Below are 15,279 nucleotides of genomic sequence, written 5' to 3' on the forward strand. Positions count from 1 at the left end.
TCATGTCAGTGGAGCGCGCTTATAGTCAGCCAATTGCAAACCGCTGTATTACCGGGCATATGAGCGGACCGCTGCGAACCCGGAGGCGGCTTCGCCTCCCGGCGCCCGGACAGGTAGCGTGACCGACCATGCGTCTCGTCATCGCCCGCTGCTCCGTGGACTACGCCGGCCGGCTCACCGCACATCTGCCCCTGGCTCCGCGCCTGATCCTGGTGAAGGCCGACGGTTCGGTGTCGGTACACGCCGACGACCGCGCCTACAAGCCGCTCAACTGGATGTCGCCGCCGTGCACCCTCAAGGAGGGCGAGGAGAACGGCGTGGCGGTGTGGACCGTGGTGAACAAGGCAGGCGAGAAACTGATCATCACCATGGACGAGATCCTCCACGACAGCTCGCACGAGCTCGGAGTCGATCCCGGGCTGGTCAAGGACGGCGTGGAGGCGCACCTCCAGGAGCTGCTGGCGGACCGGATGGAGACCCTCGGCGAGGGGTGGTCGCTGATCCGCCGCGAGTACCCCACGGCCATCGGACCGGTGGACATCCTCGGTCGGGACGCGGACGGCACCACCATCGCGGTCGAGATCAAGCGGCGCGGCGAGATCGACGGCGTCGAGCAGCTGACCCGCTACCTGGAGCTGCTCAACCGGGACCCGCATCTCGCTCCGGTGAAGGGCGTGTTCGCCGCCCAGGAGATCAAGCCGCAGGCCCGGGTGCTCGCCACCGACCGCGGCATCCAGTGCGCGGTGCTGGACTACAACGCGCTCCGCGGCATCGAGGACGACAAGCTGCGGCTGTTCTGACGCCCGCTCGGCCTCCATGCCCGCCGGCTCCGACGCGGCCGGGAGGAACGGCCGCCCCGGACGGCCGGCACCGTGCGCCACGGCGTGAATACGTGCCACCGGCCCACCCGATCGCGCCGGTTCCGCGCGAGCGGCACCGCCCGCGCGACGGTCGCGGCGCCCCGCCCGGGGCGTCCCCGCCGTCGGCATCCGACGACCGACGCGGCCGTGGACCCCGCCCTCCGGCGGGCGCCACGGTCGCGTCGGTCGTGCTTGCCGCCCCGTCAGAGGTCGTAGAACCCGGAGGCGGTGGGCGACGGCGAGCCGGTGGGCGCCGTGCTCGACGGAGAGGCCCCCGGGCCGGAGGGGTCGGGGTCCGGACTCGTCGGGTCCGGGTCCGGACTCGTCGGGTCCGGGTCCGGACTCGTCGGGTCCGGGTCGGGACTCGTCGGGTCCGGGTCGGGGCTCGTCGGGTCGGGCGGAGTACCGCCGTTGCCGCCGTTGCCCCCGTTCCCACCGGTGCCGCCGCCACCGTTGCCGCTGCCGCCGCCGGTGCCCCCGCTGCCGCCGTCCCCGCCGGGCGAGCCACCGCCGTTGCCGCCGCCGGTGCCCCCGCTGCCGCCGTCCCCACCGGACGAGCCACCGCCGGTACCGCCACCGCCGGTGGTGGTACCGCCGTCCCCGGGCTGCGGCTCCTGCTCACCGGGCTCCCCCGAGCCGTCGGCCTCGGGGGACTCCGGGTCCTGCTCGGGATCCTCGGGCGTGTTCTCCGTGCTCGGGCGGTCGGCCTCGCCCGTGTCGTCGTCGTCGACGTCGTCGTCCTCGCGCTCGTCGGCCTCCCTGCTCGGCTCCTCCTCCGACTCGGCGCCGTCGGCGTCCGGCGCGGAGGTCGGGTCGTCGGTGCGCGGCCGGGTGTCCGGCAGGTCGGTCTCCCCGGAGGTGAGCCCCAGGGTGACGACCGTGCCGAGCACGGCGGCCAGCAGGACCCCCGTACCGGCCGCCACGGTGTTGCGGCGGGTCCCCGCCAGGGCGGCCTTCCGCAACCCGCCGCGCGGCTCCTCGGGCGGCGGGGCGGCGCCCACCGCCGTGATCAGCTGTGTGCTGTCCTCGCTGCCGCGCGGGATCATCACGGTGTCCGACTCCGGCGGCGGCGTCGCCGCCTGCTCCGGCACGGCCACCGGGTGCACGGCGGTCGCAGGGGTCTGCGCCGGCAGCACCAGGTCCTCGACGAGGGCGAGCGCGCGCCGACCGGCGTGCACGCCGCCGGAGTCGGCCAGCGCGGCACGCAGCGCCACCGATGCCTCCAACTCGGCCCGGGCCCGGTCGAGCTGGTCCCGGCAGATGGCCAGCACGCCCAGCTCGTGGTGGAAGTAGGCCTGGTCGGCGACGAAGCCGGCCGCCCGCGCGCACTCCTGCCCCGTCCGCAGCATCCGCTCCCAGACGCCCCAGCGGAGCGCCAGCGCGAGCCGCGGGGCGGCGGCCCGCACCAGCGAGGCCACCGCCTCGTGGTGCCCGGCGCGCTGCGCCGCGCGCGCCACCGCGGGCAGGGTCTCGGCCTCCGCGGCGACCTCGCGGGGCGCGGGCTCGGCATCCGACAGCCACCAGGCGTAGTGCTGGGCCGTGCCCAGCGCCCGCTCCTGCGCGCCCTCGGCGTAACCGGCGGCGGCCAGCGCCTCGACCACCCCGGCGGCGGTGCGGACGTGGTCGCCGGTCCTGGAGAGCAGGCCTGCGGTGTGCAACCGGTCGTGGTCGGCGAGGACGGTGTGGTCGCCGGTGAGCGCGGGCAACTGCGCGGCGGCCGGGAGCGCGCCGCCGAGGGCGACGGCGATCCGCAGTGTCTCGCGCGCCCCCTCGGGGAGCGCGGCGGCGAGCGCGACGACCAGCGCGTCGGGCTCCGGCAGGGGCCCCGTCGCCCGGCCGCCGTCGCGAAGCCGCAGGTACTCACCGGCCTGGGCGAACCGGACGGGCAGCCCCTCGGTGGCGGACCAGAGGTCGCCGGCCCAGTCGGACTCCTCGTCGGTGAGCGCCCGCCCGGCGAGGCTCTCCAGCAGTTCCACGCAGCCGGTGCGGCTGAGGCCGCCGAGGACGACCTCCTCCAGACGGGAGTCGGCTCCCGGGCCGTGGCTGCCCGGCGCGGCGGTCAGCAGGAAGGCGCACTCGGGAGTGGCGTCGAGCAGTTCCTCCAGGGCGTTGCCGGTGAACTCGACGTCGTCCACCAGCACCACGGCCCCGATACCGCGCAGCGCCGCCCGCAGTTCCGCGGGGGCCGGGCGGTGCTCGGGGGCCTCGTGGGCGGCGCCGTACAGCTCGTGCTTGAGGTCGGCGGCGCTGCGGTGGTGGCCGCTCAGGCGTATGAGTCCGTCGGGCGCGAGGTCCGCGCAGTCCCGGGCCACGGCGTCGAGCAGGGCGGTGCGACCGCTGCCGGCGGGGCCGGTGAGCCGCACGGAGCGTCCCCGGGAGAGCAGCCGAGCCAGGCGCTCGCGCTGGTCCTCGCGCTCCAGCAGGACCGGACGCGGGCCGCCGGGCGCGACGGGGTCGGGGAAGCGGCGTCCCGCCACGGGCCGCCGGCCGGGCGGGCAGGACTCTATCTGGCTGCCGTCGACGGGGTTCAGCGTCAGGAGGAAGTCGCCGGCGATCAGCTCGGCGGGGCGCCGTGGACCGCCGCCGTTGTCCCGGGGCTCCGGACCGTCGGGTGCCGGGTGGTCGGTGTCCATGGTGTCGTTCCCTCGGAAGCGGCGGACGTCGCCGGGGGGCGACGGTCCGGGGCGGGCCGTCGGTCGCCTGGACCGCACTGACAGCGGGTCCAGAAGTACTGTCGTACCACCGCCACCCGAGCGGCTGTCGAGCAGGGCCCGGTGGCTGCCGTTTTGCCCCGCTTCGGCGGCGTGCCCGGCCGCGGGAAGTCGGGCTTGGTGCCCGACCCCCCGCGGCGCGTCACGGGGTGATGGTGAGGATGCGGTGGAGCCGGGTGGCCACCAGCAGCCGTCGCATGCGGGGCGGGACCTCGCGCAGCACCAGCCGCCGACCGCAGCGGCCCGCCCGCCGATGGGTGCCCATGATCACCCCCAGCCCGGTGGAGTCCCACGCGTCGAGCTCGCGGAGATCCAGGACCAGGTCCCCGTGGCCGGAGTCCACGGCGTCGTGCAGCGCGGACCGGGCGTCCGCGGCGCTGCGTACGTCCAGGCGACCTCCGACGACCAACTCGGTGTGGTCGCCCCTGATGTGCATACGCTCTCCCCGCTCGGCCCCCGGCCCCGGGTCACCGGGCCGAAGGCGGTCTCGTTCTCGGTCTGTTCGTCTCGCCGCGGGGCCGTGGCGCCCCGCGGGCCCCGCCGCACACGGACGGCGCGCCCGCGGCGGTGCCACCGGTTGTTCTCGGGCTACCCCGGACGGCAGCGACGTTCCCACCACCGGGGTGTGCTTCCTGGGCGGGTTCCTGGTGCGTGCGGTGAGGAACCGCGGGTGTCGGGCGCACGGAACCCGCCGCGGCGGCACCGGGGCTGGTCCCGAGCCCTCCCCCGATCTGACGGATCGGCAGCCCGGCGCGTTGCCGACTCGGCCGATTCCGTCACGTATTTCACCCGTGCGCGTGAACGCCCGGGCCCGCATGGTGACAAACGGCGGAGCGCGCGCGGCCGCCGCCCCCGGTGCGGCCGCCGCGCCCCGCGGCGTGTCCGGCCCGCCCCGCGAGGGCGGGCCGGACAGCGCCCCGCGGCCGTCAGTACCGGTAGAAGCCCTCGCCGCTCTTGCGGCCGATGACCCCGGCGTCGACCATGCGCCGCATCAGCTCCGGCGGTGCGAACTTCTCGTCCTGGGACTCGGTGTAGATGTTCTCCGCGGCGTGCGTGAGCACGTCGACGCCGGTGAGGTCGGCGGTGGCCAGCGGGCCCATGGCGTGCCCGAACCCGAGCTTGCAGGCGATGTCGATGTCCTCGGCGGTCGCGACGCCGGACTCGCGCAGCTTGGCCGCCTCCACCACCAGCGCGATGATCAGACGGGTGGTCACGAACCCGGCGACGTCGCGGTTGACGACCACGCAGGTCTTGCCGACCGACTCCGCGAACGCGCGGGCGGTGGCGAGCGCCTCGTCACTGGTGCGGACACCGCGCACCAGCTCGCACAGGGCCATCATCGGGACCGGGGAGAAGAAGTGGGTGCCCACCACCCGCTCCGGCCGCTTGGTGGCCGCCGCGATCTTGGTGATCGGGATCGCCGAGGTGTTGGTGGCGAGCACCGCCTCCTCGCGGACGACGGTGTCGAGTGCGGCGAAGATCTCCTGCTTGGTCTCCAGCCGCTCGAACACCGCCTCCACCACGATGTCCGCCTCCGCCGCGGCGTCCAGGTCGGTGGTGGTGGTGATGCGGCCCAGGGTCTCCTGCGCCTGCTCGGCCGTCAGCTTCTCCTTGGCGACGAACCGCTGGAGCGACTGCTCGATACCGGCGACGCCGCGGGCGAGTGCCTCCTCGGTGACATCCCGCAGCACCACGTCCCATCCCGCTCGTGCCGAGACCTGGGCGATACCGGACCCCATGAGTCCGGCACCGATGACAGCGAGCTTCCTTGCCACGCGAGATCCCTTCGCCGTTCCGTAAAGTGCCTGCGCCGGAATGTAACCGCCCGGCAGGGTCCTTGGGGAGTGGCAGGGACGCGCGTCACGTCTCACATGGCGGACATCACACCGGCGCCGGACGGTAGCGTTCGGCCATGGTCAACCTCACGCGCATCTACACCCGTACCGGAGACCAGGGCACCACCGCCCTCGGTGACATGAGCCGCACCGCCAAGACCGACCTGCGCATCGCCGCCTACGCCGACGTCAACGAGGCGAACGCCGCCATCGGCACCGCCCTGGCCCTCGGCGGGCTCGACGGCGAGGTCGCGTCGGTCCTGGTGCGAGTGCAGAACGACCTCTTCGACGTCGGCGCCGACCTGTCCACGCCGGTGGTCGCCGATCCTGAGCACCCGCCGCTGCGCGTGCTCCAGACGTACGTGGACCGGCTGGAGGAGGACTGCGACCGCCACCTGGCGGAGTTGGAGAAGCTGCGCAGCTTCATCCTCCCCGGGGGAACGCCCGGCGCGGCCCTGCTCCACCAGGCGTGCACCGTGGTGCGTCGCGCGGAGCGGTCCACCTGGGCGGCGATGGAGGAGCACGGCGCCACCATGAACGCCCTCACCGCGACCTACCTCAACCGCCTCTCCGACCTGCTGTTCATCCTGGCGCGCGCCGCCAACAAGGAGACCGGCGACGTGCTGTGGGTGCCGGGCGAGAACCGCTGAGGCGCCGCTCCCCGCGGCGACCACCGGGCGACGCGCGGCGCGGTGCCGGCCGTCGTGCCCGCCCCGCCGGCGACACCGGCCCCGTCGGTGTCGCCGGTGGGGCCGGGCCGCCCGCCGGACCGCTCCCCGGGCCGCGGGCGGGCCCACCAGAGGGCGGAGAGGGCGATGACGCCGTGGACCACCGCGATGCGCACGGCCAGGGCCTGCCCGTTGCCGAGAGCCTCGTCCGCCCGGGCGCCGTCCGCCGCCACGACCGTGAGCATCTGGAGGACCACGGCTGCGAGCGCCGCCGCCACCACCGTCTGCCGCCAGAGCACGAGTTCGAGGCGGATGCGCTCCCGGCCCCGGGCCGGCGGCTTCGCGGGGCGCGGCCCCCGTCCGGCCCGGTGGGCGGCGTGGGCGTCGGCCCAGCGGATCAGCCGGTGGCCGTAGGCGACGGTGAAGCCCAGGTAGAGGGCGGCCAGGACGTGGCGCGGCCCGGGCTCGGCGCCCCGGGCCAGGTCGACGGCGGTCGCCGTCAGCAGCAGCACGTCGATGAGCGGGACGCAGAGCAGCAGTGCGGCGCCCGCCCGCGGCCGGTGCAGCAGGTAGCGCGCCGCGAGTCCGGCGCCCAGCACGAGCCAGAATCCGATCTCGGCGGCGACGACGAGCGCGATGATCACAGCGACCTCCTCGTGGTGTCCCCACGAGCCTGCCGCCGGGGCCCGCCGCGGCGCGTCGTCGCCCGTGACGAGCTCGGCGCCGCGGACTGCACCCTTCGGTGTACACGCACCGGGGACCGCCCCGGGCCGGCGGTCAGCCCAGGAGCGCGGCCACCAGCGCCACCGCGGCGCCGGCGCCGCAGACCACCGCGGCGATGCGGAACCCGCGTTCCTTGGCCCCCTCGGACTTCAGCAGTTCCTCCTGCGTGCGGGTGGAGACCAGGTGGAGACCGCCGTCGGCCGGCGCCCCCACCACCAGCCGCCCGGCCGAGTCGTCGGCCTCGCCATGGACGAAGACCGTACGGCCCGGCAGCAGCGCCCACTCCTCGTACCGGTAGCCGACGGTGCCGCTGCGGGACCCGAGCGGCAGCGAGAAGGACCCGAAGGTGATCGCGCTGTGCCCCCGGCCGCCGCCCTTCTCGAAGTTGTCGAGGATCTTCTCCGGCTGGTCCACCCCCTTGCCGGGGCTGACCAGCACGTCGCCGGTGGCGTCCCGGACGAGGAAGTCGGCCCCGCTGGTGTGCTCGGAGACGACGCGGCTGCGCTCCTGCCGCTTGGTGTTGCCGTTGCTGTCGCGGACGGTCTCCCAGTACGTGTGGGTGACCTTGTGCCGGTGCCAGACGCACTCGCGTTGCGCCAGCTGGGAGGTGAGCGCCTGCCCGTCGGGGTGGACGGCACCGACGACCTCGACCGCGTAGCGGAACTGGCCCGGCCCGGCGGCGTCGCCGGCGGCGCGGTGCAGCTGGTTCACCTCGTCGGCGGTGAACGTCTCCACCCTGCGCAGTGTCTTCGCGCGGCCCTGCGCCGAGCGGGCCGCGAACACGCAGCCCACGGCGGCCACCGCGGCTATGAGACCGATCCAGATCATGGAACCCCCTCGTCGTACCGATGAGCACGCGCCCGGGGCGCCCACCGGTTCCGGGGGCCGAGCGGCCCGCACGTCCCGTCCGTCCGCCGGGCGAGCCCGGCGCCGCGGCCCGTCCCCGGTGCGGCGGCCCCAACCTATCGGGCAGCATGGGCACCATGAGCCGGCGCCGACCGCATCGTGACGACCTGGTGATCTGCGGCGCCGGACTGGCGGCCGGGGTCGTCAGCTGGCGCCTGGGGCTGTACAACGACCCGACGGCCGGTGCCCGCTGGGGCGCGCTGGTGCTGGTGCCGCTGGCGGTGATGGCCGGGGCGGAGCTGCTGCGCCGGATCGCGCCACTGCTCGGGCTCGGCCTGGGGGTGCTCGCCCTGGTGGCGGATGTGGCGACCGGGTCGCTGCTGGTCACGGTGGTGATGTTCAGTGACCTGGTCTACGCGGCGGCCTGCTACGGGCCGCGGCGTGCCGCCCGGGCGCTGGTGCCGGTCTCAGCCGCCTGCTCGGTGGCGGTGACGGTCGGGGTGCTGGTGCTGATGCGGCGGCCGGAGGCGCTGGTGATCGGCGCGGTGCTGGCGCTGGTGACGCTCGCGCCCGCCTCCAGCGGGCTGCTGGTGAGGTCGCACCGGGAGGCTGCGGACGCCGAGCGGCTGCGGGCGGAGCAGACGGCGCTGCTGGCCGAGATGGACCGGACGCAGGCGGTGGCGGCGGAGCGGGCCCGGGTGGCGCGCGAGCTCCACGACGTGGTGGCCGGGCACCTCTCGGCCATCGCGATCCACGCCACGGCCGCGCTGTCGCGCGAGGAGGCGGAGACCCGGCAGCGGGCACTGGGGGTGATCCGTGAGAACAGCACGCAGGGGCTCGCCGAGATGCGTCGGCTGATCGGCATCCTGCGGGAGGCCGGCGGGCCGGCGACCGGCGCGGTCGGCGATCGGGGCGCCGACGGGGCGGGCGAGAGGGTGGCTCCCACCCTCGACGGCCTCGCCGCGCTGGTCGCGCGAGCCGGCCGCGGGGGCGCGGCGGCGGGGCTTCGCTTCGTCCTGGACGACGACGCCGCCCGCTCCGGCCCGCTGCCTGCGCCGGTGGAGCTCGCCGCGTACCGGGTCGTCCAGGAGGCCCTGGCCAACGCCGTGCGCCACGCCGCGCCGGGCACGGTGCGGGTCGGTCTGCGGGTGGCGGACGGGGCGCTGCTGGTGTCCGTCCGCAGTCCGCTGGGTGAGAGCCGGTCGCCCCGGGTGGCGAGCGCCGGGGCGGGGCTGATCGGCATGGCGGAGCGTGCGGAGCTGCTGGGCGGGACATTCTCGGCCGGACCCGAGCGGGCCGTGGACGGCTCCGGCCCGGCATGGTGGGTGCGGGTGTCGCTGCCCGTGGGCGGACCGTCGCCCGGGGCCGCCCGCACGACGGAGTCGGAGGCTCCCGGCGGCGCCGGGGCCGGGGAGGCGGACGGATGAGGGACCAGGGCGGACAGCGCGGCGCGGAGGGCGCCCCGGTGCGGGTGGTGGTGGCCGAGGACCAGTCGGCGGTACGCGCCGGGCTGGTGCTGATCCTGACGGGCGCGCCGGACGTCGAGGTGGTCGCGGAGGCCGGCGACGGCGAGCGCGCGGTGGCCGCGGCACGGGAGCTGCGGCCCGACGTGGTGCTGATGGACGTGCAGATGCCGCGGCTGGACGGGGTGGCGGCGACCCGGCTGATCGTCCGCGAGGGGCTGGCGGACGTGTTGGTGCTCACCACGTTCGATCTGGACGCGTACGTCTTCGGCGCGCTGCGGGCGGGGGCGGCGGGGTTCCTGCTGAAGGACGCGGAGGCGTCCGAGCTGCTCGCCGCGGTCCGCGCGGTGGGGCGGGGCGAGGGGGTGATCGCGCCGGCGGTGACGCGGCGGTTGATCGCCGAGTTCGGGAGGGTGCCTCCGCGGTCGTCGGAGGCCTCCGCGCGGGAACGGGAGGCGCGGCTGGCACCGTTGACACCGCGCGAGCGCGCGGTGCTGGTGGAGGTGGCGCAGGGGTTGTCGAACGCGGAGATCGGTCGGCGGCTCGGCATGGCGGAGGCCACGGCCAAGACCCACATCAGCAGGGTCCTCACCAAGCTCGACCTGCGCAGTCGTGTCCAAGCGGCGATGCTGGCACGCGAGTTGGGGCTCGTCTGACCGGGCGTCCCCCACCGGCCGCGGGGAGTGAACCTTTCGGGCGCGGTGCGGGGAGGGGCGCGCCGCGGCGCGGCGGGGCCGCACGTTCCGCATAGGTCCAGACCTATTGACCGCTGGTCTGGACCAGTCCTAATCTCAACGCATCTGCTGTGAGCGCATGCATGACAAGCCGTGCTCGCGGGCGGCGCAGATTCCCCCTCGATCTGTCTGACCGACCCCCCGGGAGTTCCCTTGCTGTCAACGACCTCGGAAGATCACAGATCCCGAACCAGTCGCAGGCTGGTGACGCTCCTCGTCGTCCTCGCCCTGCCGCTCACCGCGCTCGTCGCGCTGGCGAGCCCGGCCCAGGCGGCGACCGCCACCGCGTCCTTCACCCGGACCACCCAGTGGGAGACCGGGTACGACGCCCGCTGGACCGTCACCAACACGGGCAGCACCCCCCTGCAGGGCTGGACCGTCACCTGGACCTTCCCCGAGGGCACCTCCACCTCGACCCTCTGGGACGGGGCCCTCACCCGGGACGGCAACCGCTACACCGTCACCAACGTCGGATGGAACGGCACCCTCGCCCCCGGGGCGAGCACCTCCTTCGGGTTCAGCGCCCGGGGCCTCGGTGACCCGATCGACTGCCGCGTCAACGGAGCCCCCTGCGACGGCGGTTCCGACCCCACCGACCCGGATCCGACCGACCCGGACCCCACCGACCCGGCCGACCCGGATCCGACCGACCCCACCGATCCGGACCCCACCGACCCCACCGACCCGGGGCCGGGCAACCCCGGTGACTCCGTCGTCACCGGCTACTTCACCGAGTGGGGCGTCTACGACCGCAACTACCACGCCCGGAACATCGTCACCTCCGGCTCCGCCGAGCGGCTGACCCACATCAACTACGCGTTCGGCAACGTGCAGAACGGCCGCTGCACCATGGGCGACGCCTACGCGGCCACCGACCGCGCCTACACCGCCGCCGAGAGCGTCGACGGCGTGGCCGACACCTGGGACCAGCCGCTGCGCGGCAACTTCAACCAGCTGCTCAAGCTGAAGGAGCAGCACCCGCACCTCAAGATCGTGTGGTCCTTCGGCGGTTGGACCTGGTCCGGTGGCTTCCCCGACGCCATGAAGAACCCGGAGGCGTTCGCCCGCTCCTGCTTCGACCTGGTCAACGACCCCCGCTGGGAGGGTGTCTTCGACGGCATCGACCTGGACTGGGAGTACCCCAACGGCTGCGGGCTGAGCTGCGACAGCAGCGGACCGCGGGTCTTCGGCGACATGATGAAGGCGTTCCGCGCCGAGTTCGGCGACCAGCTGGTGACGGCGGCCATCACCGCCGACGCCTCCACCGGCGGCAAGATCGACGCCGTCGACTACGCCTACGGAGCCGAGTACGCCGACCTGATCCACGTGATGACCTACGACTTCTTCGGGGCGTTCGCAGCGCAGGGGCCGACCGCCCCGCACTCCCCGCTGACCTCGTACCCGGGCATCCCGGCCCAGGGCTTCAACAGCGCGGATGCCATCGCCAAGCTGAAGGCGCAGGGCGTGCCGTCCGAGAAGCTCACCCTCGGCATCGGCTTCTACGGCCGCGGCTGGACCGGGGTGACCCAGTCCGCACCGGGCGGCAGCGCGACCGGTGCGGCCCCGGGCCGCTACGAGGCGGGGATCGAGGACTACAAGGTCCTCAAGGAGCGGTGCCCCGCCACCGGCACCATCGCCGGTACCGCCTACGCCCACTGCGGCAACCAGTGGTGGTCCTACGACACCCCGGCCACCGTGCTGTCGAAGATGGCCTGGGCCAACCAGCAGGGCCTCGGCGGCGCGATGTTCTGGGAGCTGAGCGGGGACACCGCCGGCGGTGAGCTGATCCGCGCCATCGACCAGGGGCTGAACGGCTAGCCCCGACCTCCCGGGCGGGCAGCACCCGCCCCAGCCGGCCCCGGCCGGGGAGACGGTCCGCCCGCCGTCTCCCCGGCCGGCACACGTTCCGGCCGCTTCCCGCGCGTCCGTGCACCGCACACGACGAAGCCGCAGGCACGTCGCCTGCGGCTCGGAGATGCGGCTTGGAGATGCGGCTCACGGATACGGAAGGAGAAGGGGCCCGGCCCGGACGAGCTGGGCGCAACAAGGGGCCGAACAACACCGGGGGAGGATCAGGCGACGTTCACGCGCTGGCCGGGCGGTGCCGCCTCCAGCCAGGCGAGGAACCCGGTGAGGGCGTCCTCGCTCATCGCCAGCTCCAGGTCGGTCGACTCGTGCCGACACGTCAGGACGACGGCGCCGGACAGGAGCGCCAGCTCCTCCTCGCCGTGGGGCCGGCGGCGGTCGCGCACCTGGATGCTGTCGCGCCGCAGCGTCATCCGCGGACGGGGCGCGTAGGAGAAGACCCGGAACCACTCGATGTGGTCGCCGTTGTACCGGGCGACCCCGTAGACCCATCCCTTGCCGGGCGACGCGCCCGCCTCCGGGGGGGTCCACCGGGCACTGCAGTCGAACGTGCCGCCGGGCCGCTGGATCAGCCGCCGGCGGACACCGAACGCGAGCAGTCCCACCGGCACCAGTGCCAGCAGGACCGCGCACACCACGAGTACGAGGACCATCTACGAGCGACCTCCTCGACTCCGGTGAACCGTCAGGACCGCGGTCAGTTCTTCCTGGCCGCTGCCGCGAGACGTACGTGGGCACGACGCTCCGCGTGGGAGTCGGTGTCGGCCTTCGCCTTCTCCAACGCACGCTCGGCGCGCTCGACGTCGATCTCGTCGGCCAGCTCGGCGATCTCCGCGAGCACCGACAGCTTACCGTCAGCGTAGGAGAGGAATCCGCCGTGCACCGCCGCGACGACCGTGCCCTGGCCGCTCTCACCGGTGGTGCGGATCGTCACGGGACCCGTCTGCAGCACACCCAGCAGCGGCTGGTGGTTGGGCATGATGCCGATGTCACCCGACGTGGTGCGGGCGATGACCATGTCGGCCTTGCCCGACCAGACACTGCGGTCCGCCGCGACCAGCTCGACGTCCAGCTCAGCCACGATGGCTCCTTAACGATGGAAAGCTGATGAGTGGGAAGTGGGGCCGTCTTCCGTGAACGGCTCCGGGAGTGCCCCGAGGGGGCGGGGCGGCACCCCGCCCCCTCGGAAACGGTCCGGGTGTCAGGAGACGCCCAGCTCCTTGGCCTTGGCGTGGAGGTCGTCCAGGCCACCGCACATGAAGAACGCCTGCTCCGGGTAGTGGTCGAAGTCACCGTCGGCGATCGCGTTGAACGCCGTGATCGACTCGTCCAGGGAGACGTCCGAACCGTCCATACCGGTGAACTGCTTCGCCGCGTGGGTGTTCTGCGACAGGAAGCGCTCGATGCGGCGGGCGCGGTGGACGGTGAGCTTGTCCTCCTCGCCCAGCTCGTCGATACCGAGAATGGCGATGATGTCCTGGAGGTCCTTGTACTTCTGCAGGATCCCCTTGACACGGGAGGCCGTGTCGTAGTGGGCCTGCGTGATGAAGCGCGGGTCCAGGATGCGCGAGGTGGAGTCCAGCGGGTCCACCGCCGGGTAGATGCCCTTCTCCGAGATCGGACGGGAGAGCACCGTGGTGGCGTCGAGGTGCGCGAACGTGGTCGCCGGCGCCGGGTCGGTCAGGTCGTCCGCGGGGACGTAGATCGCCTGCATCGAGGTGATCGAGTGACCACGCGTCGAGGTGATCCGCTCCTGGAGCAGACCCATCTCGTCCGCCAGGTTCGGCTGGTAGCCCACCGCGGAGGGCATGCGGCCCAGCAGGGTGGAGACCTCGGAACCGGCCTGGGTGAAGCGGAAGATGTTGTCGATGAAGAACAGCACGTCCTGCTTCTGCACATCGCGGAAGTACTCCGCCATGGTCAGACCGGCCAGGGCGACGCGCAGACGGGTCCCCGGGGGCTCGTCCATCTGGCCGAAGACCAGCGCGGTCTGCGGGAGCACGCCGGACTCGGCCATCTCCTCGATGAGGTCGTTGCCCTCACGGGTGCGCTCACCGACACCGGCGAACACGGAAACGCCCTCGTGCAGCTTGGCCACACGCATGATCATTTCCTGGATGAGGACGGTCTTGCCGACGCCCGCACCACCGAACAGACCGATCTTGCCGCCCTTGACGTACGGGGTCAGCAGGTCGACGACCTTCAGGCCGGTCTCGAACATCTCGGTCTTGGACTCGAGCTGGTCGAAGGCCGGGGCCTTGCGGTGGATCGGCCAGCGCTCGGTGACCTCCGCCTCGGCCTCGGGGTCGTTGAGGATCTTGCCCAGGGTGTTGAAGACCCGGCCCTTGGTGACGTCGCCGACGGGGACGGTGATCCCGGTGCCGGTGTCGGTCACCGTGGCCTGGCGGACCAGGCCGTCGGTGGGCTCCATGGAGATCGCGCGGACCAGGCCCTCACCGAGGTGCTGCGCCACCTCCAGCGTCAGGGTCTTGGTGGCGCCCGCCGCGGTGGGGTCGAGCACCTCCACCGTCAGCGCGTTGTAGATCTCCGGCATGGCGTCGACGGGGAACTCCACGTCGACGACCGGGCCGATGACCCGTGCGACGCGGCCCGTCGCCGTCTCAGCAGCAGTAGTCATGATTACCTGTCACTCCCCGCGGTCGCGTCGGCCAGGGCGGACGCACCGCCGACGATCTCGCTGATTTCCTGGGTGATGTCGGCCTGGCGGGCCGCGTTCGCAAGCCGCGTCAGCGACTTGATGAGGTCTTCGGCGTTGTCGGTCGCCGACTTCATCGCCCGGCGGCGGGCCGCGTGCTCGGAGGCGGCCGACTGCAGCAGCGCGTTGTAGATCCTGCTCTCCACGTAACGCGGCAGCAGCGCGTCCAGCACCTGCTCGGGGCCCGGCTCGAACTCGTAGAGCGGACGGGCCTCGACACCCTGCGCGAACACGGCAGCGGAGTCCTCGGCGCTCCGGGAGAACGTCAGCGGCAGCATCCGGCGCTCGACCGGGGTCTGCGTCATCATCGAGCGGAACTCGGTGAAGACGATGTGCAGCTCGTCCACCCCGCCGTCGGCCGTGTCGCGCTCTATCGCCTCGATGAGCGGCGCGGCGACGGCCTTGGCGTCGGAGTACTCCGGGCTGTCGGTGAAGCCGGTCCAGGAGTCGGCGATCGGACGCTCACGGAAGGTGTAGTAGCTGACGCCCTTCCGTCCGACCACGTAGTGGTCGACCTGCTTGCCCTCGGCGACCAGCTCCGCCGTGAGGTGCTCCGCCGCCTTGAGGGCGTTGCTGGAGTACCCGCCGGCGAGACCGCGGTCGCTGGTGATCAGCAGCAGCGCCGCCCGCGTCGGCCGGGCAGCCTCCGTGGTCAGCGGGTGCTTCACGTCGGTGGCCGCGTAGGCCACCGACGTGACCGCGTTGGTCAGCTCCTCGGCGTACGGGGAGGAGGCCTCCACCTTGCGCTGGGCCTTGATGATGCGCGAGGCGGCGATCATCTCCATCGCCTTGGTGATCTTCTTGGTCGCAGTGACGGATTTGATCCGCCGCTTGTAGACCTTGACCTGGGCTCCCAT

General features: G+C 73.5%; 14 protein-coding genes. 5 read left to right on the forward strand and 9 right to left on the reverse strand.

Annotation, left to right across the window (positions count from 1 at the left end):
• Nucleotides 1-128: 128 nt before the first annotated feature.
• Nucleotides 129-800 carry an endonuclease NucS gene (gene nucS, locus HCN52_RS02050; RefSeq protein ID WP_168086593.1) on the forward strand — a complete coding sequence of 224 codons (672 nt, stop codon included), beginning with the start codon at nucleotides 129-131 and terminating at the stop codon, nucleotides 798-800.
• 263 nt (nucleotides 801-1,063) lie between these two features.
• Here the strand turns inward: nucS and HCN52_RS02055 are convergent, their stop codons facing one another.
• The 3 genes from HCN52_RS02055 to HCN52_RS02065 all read right to left on the reverse strand — a co-directional run bounded on the left by HCN52_RS02055 (nucleotide 1,064) and on the right by HCN52_RS02065 (nucleotide 5,346).
• The gene (locus HCN52_RS02055; protein ID WP_168086581.1) at nucleotides 1,064-3,493 is read right to left on the reverse strand and encodes an ATP-binding protein; all 2,430 of its coding nucleotides are present in this window, start codon (nucleotides 3,491-3,493) and stop codon (nucleotides 1,064-1,066) included.
• Nucleotides 3,494-3,713: 220 nt separating this feature from the next.
• Nucleotides 3,714-4,007 carry an STAS domain-containing protein gene (locus HCN52_RS02060; protein ID WP_168086594.1) on the reverse strand — a complete coding sequence of 98 codons (294 nt, stop codon included), beginning with the start codon at nucleotides 4,005-4,007 and terminating at the stop codon, nucleotides 3,714-3,716.
• A gap of 490 nt (nucleotides 4,008-4,497) precedes the next feature.
• Complete coding sequence (locus tag HCN52_RS02065; RefSeq protein WP_168086595.1) at nucleotides 4,498-5,346, reverse strand: 3-hydroxyacyl-CoA dehydrogenase family protein; 849 nt, start codon at nucleotides 5,344-5,346, stop codon at nucleotides 4,498-4,500.
• Between the two features lie 137 nt (nucleotides 5,347-5,483).
• Between HCN52_RS02065 and HCN52_RS02070 the strand changes: the two genes are divergently transcribed.
• Nucleotides 5,484-6,056 carry a cob(I)yrinic acid a,c-diamide adenosyltransferase gene (locus HCN52_RS02070; RefSeq protein WP_168086596.1) on the forward strand — a complete coding sequence of 191 codons (573 nt, stop codon included), beginning with the start codon at nucleotides 5,484-5,486 and terminating at the stop codon, nucleotides 6,054-6,056.
• Here the strand turns inward: HCN52_RS02070 and HCN52_RS02075 are convergent.
• Both HCN52_RS02075 and HCN52_RS02080 read right to left on the reverse strand, forming a co-directional pair.
• The gene (locus tag HCN52_RS02075) at nucleotides 5,960-6,718 is read right to left on the reverse strand and encodes a hypothetical protein (RefSeq protein WP_209314059.1); all 759 of its coding nucleotides are present in this window, start codon (nucleotides 6,716-6,718) and stop codon (nucleotides 5,960-5,962) included. The genes HCN52_RS02070 and HCN52_RS02075 overlap by 97 nt on opposite strands.
• A 133-nt stretch (nucleotides 6,719-6,851) precedes the next feature.
• The gene (locus HCN52_RS02080; protein ID WP_168086597.1) at nucleotides 6,852-7,625 is read right to left on the reverse strand and encodes a GIDE domain-containing protein; all 774 of its coding nucleotides are present in this window, start codon (nucleotides 7,623-7,625) and stop codon (nucleotides 6,852-6,854) included.
• Nucleotides 7,626-7,780: 155 nt separating this feature from the next.
• Between HCN52_RS02080 and HCN52_RS02085 the strand changes: the two genes are divergently transcribed.
• The 3 genes from HCN52_RS02085 (at nucleotide 7,781) to HCN52_RS02095 (ending at nucleotide 11,658) form a co-directional block, all read left to right on the forward strand.
• Nucleotides 7,781-9,070: a sensor histidine kinase gene (locus tag HCN52_RS02085; protein WP_168086598.1), complete on the forward strand. Its 1,290-nt coding sequence runs from the start codon at nucleotides 7,781-7,783 to the stop codon at nucleotides 9,068-9,070.
• A complete protein-coding gene (locus tag HCN52_RS02090) occupies nucleotides 9,067-9,762 on the forward strand; it encodes a response regulator (protein ID WP_168086599.1) in 696 nt (231 codons plus the stop codon). The genes HCN52_RS02085 and HCN52_RS02090 overlap by 4 nt, the downstream gene beginning before the upstream one ends.
• Nucleotides 9,763-10,068: 306 nt before the next feature.
• The gene (locus HCN52_RS02095) at nucleotides 10,069-11,658 is read left to right on the forward strand and encodes a glycosyl hydrolase family 18 protein (protein ID WP_420919014.1); all 1,590 of its coding nucleotides are present in this window, start codon (nucleotides 10,069-10,071) and stop codon (nucleotides 11,656-11,658) included.
• A 254-nt stretch (nucleotides 11,659-11,912) separates the two neighbouring features.
• Here HCN52_RS02095 and HCN52_RS02100 read toward each other — a convergent pair whose 3' ends face one another.
• From HCN52_RS02100 to HCN52_RS02115, 4 genes are all read right to left on the reverse strand, one after another.
• Nucleotides 11,913-12,359 (reverse strand): DUF2550 domain-containing protein, encoded by a 447-nt coding sequence (locus HCN52_RS02100; RefSeq protein WP_168086600.1) that lies wholly within the window; start codon nucleotides 12,357-12,359, stop codon nucleotides 11,913-11,915.
• A gap of 44 nt (nucleotides 12,360-12,403) precedes the next feature.
• A complete protein-coding gene (locus HCN52_RS02105; RefSeq protein WP_167968266.1) occupies nucleotides 12,404-12,787 on the reverse strand; it encodes a F0F1 ATP synthase subunit epsilon in 384 nt (127 codons plus the stop codon).
• A gap of 120 nt (nucleotides 12,788-12,907) precedes the next feature.
• Entirely contained in the window at nucleotides 12,908-14,344 is a 1,437-nt protein-coding gene (atpD, locus tag HCN52_RS02110) for a F0F1 ATP synthase subunit beta (RefSeq protein WP_168086601.1), read from the reverse strand.
• A gap of 2 nt (nucleotides 14,345-14,346) precedes the next feature.
• Nucleotides 14,347-15,279, reverse strand: coding sequence for a F0F1 ATP synthase subunit gamma (locus HCN52_RS02115; protein ID WP_168086602.1), 933 nt, complete (start codon nucleotides 15,277-15,279; stop codon nucleotides 14,347-14,349).

The sequence above is a fragment of the Streptomyces bohaiensis genome (assembly GCF_012033785.1).
GTDB classification, from domain to species: Bacteria; Actinomycetota; Actinomycetes; order Streptomycetales; family Streptomycetaceae; genus Streptomyces; species Streptomyces bohaiensis.

Excerpts from the sequence above, each read along its gene's own strand:
- nucS (WP_168086593.1), top strand. The coding sequence starts at position 129 with ATGCGTCTCGTCATCGCCCGCTGCTCCGTGGACTACGCCGGCCGGCTC.
- HCN52_RS02055 (WP_168086581.1), bottom strand. The coding sequence starts at position 3,493 with ATGGACACCGACCACCCGGCACCCGACGGTCCGGAGCCCCGGGACAAC.
- HCN52_RS02060 (WP_168086594.1), bottom strand. The coding sequence starts at position 4,007 with ATGCACATCAGGGGCGACCACACCGAGTTGGTCGTCGGAGGTCGCCTG.
- HCN52_RS02070 (WP_168086596.1), top strand. The coding sequence starts at position 5,484 with ATGGTCAACCTCACGCGCATCTACACCCGTACCGGAGACCAGGGCACC.
- HCN52_RS02080 (WP_168086597.1), bottom strand. The coding sequence starts at position 7,625 with ATGATCTGGATCGGTCTCATAGCCGCGGTGGCCGCCGTGGGCTGCGTG.
- HCN52_RS02085 (WP_168086598.1), top strand. The coding sequence starts at position 7,781 with ATGAGCCGGCGCCGACCGCATCGTGACGACCTGGTGATCTGCGGCGCC.
- HCN52_RS02090 (WP_168086599.1), top strand. The coding sequence starts at position 9,067 with ATGAGGGACCAGGGCGGACAGCGCGGCGCGGAGGGCGCCCCGGTGCGG.
- HCN52_RS02100 (WP_168086600.1), bottom strand. The coding sequence starts at position 12,359 with ATGGTCCTCGTACTCGTGGTGTGCGCGGTCCTGCTGGCACTGGTGCCG.
- atpD (WP_168086601.1), bottom strand. The coding sequence starts at position 14,344 with ATGACTACTGCTGCTGAGACGGCGACGGGCCGCGTCGCACGGGTCATC.
- HCN52_RS02115 (WP_168086602.1), bottom strand. The coding sequence starts at position 15,279 with ATGGGAGCCCAGGTCAAGGTCTACAAGCGGCGGATCAAATCCGTCACT.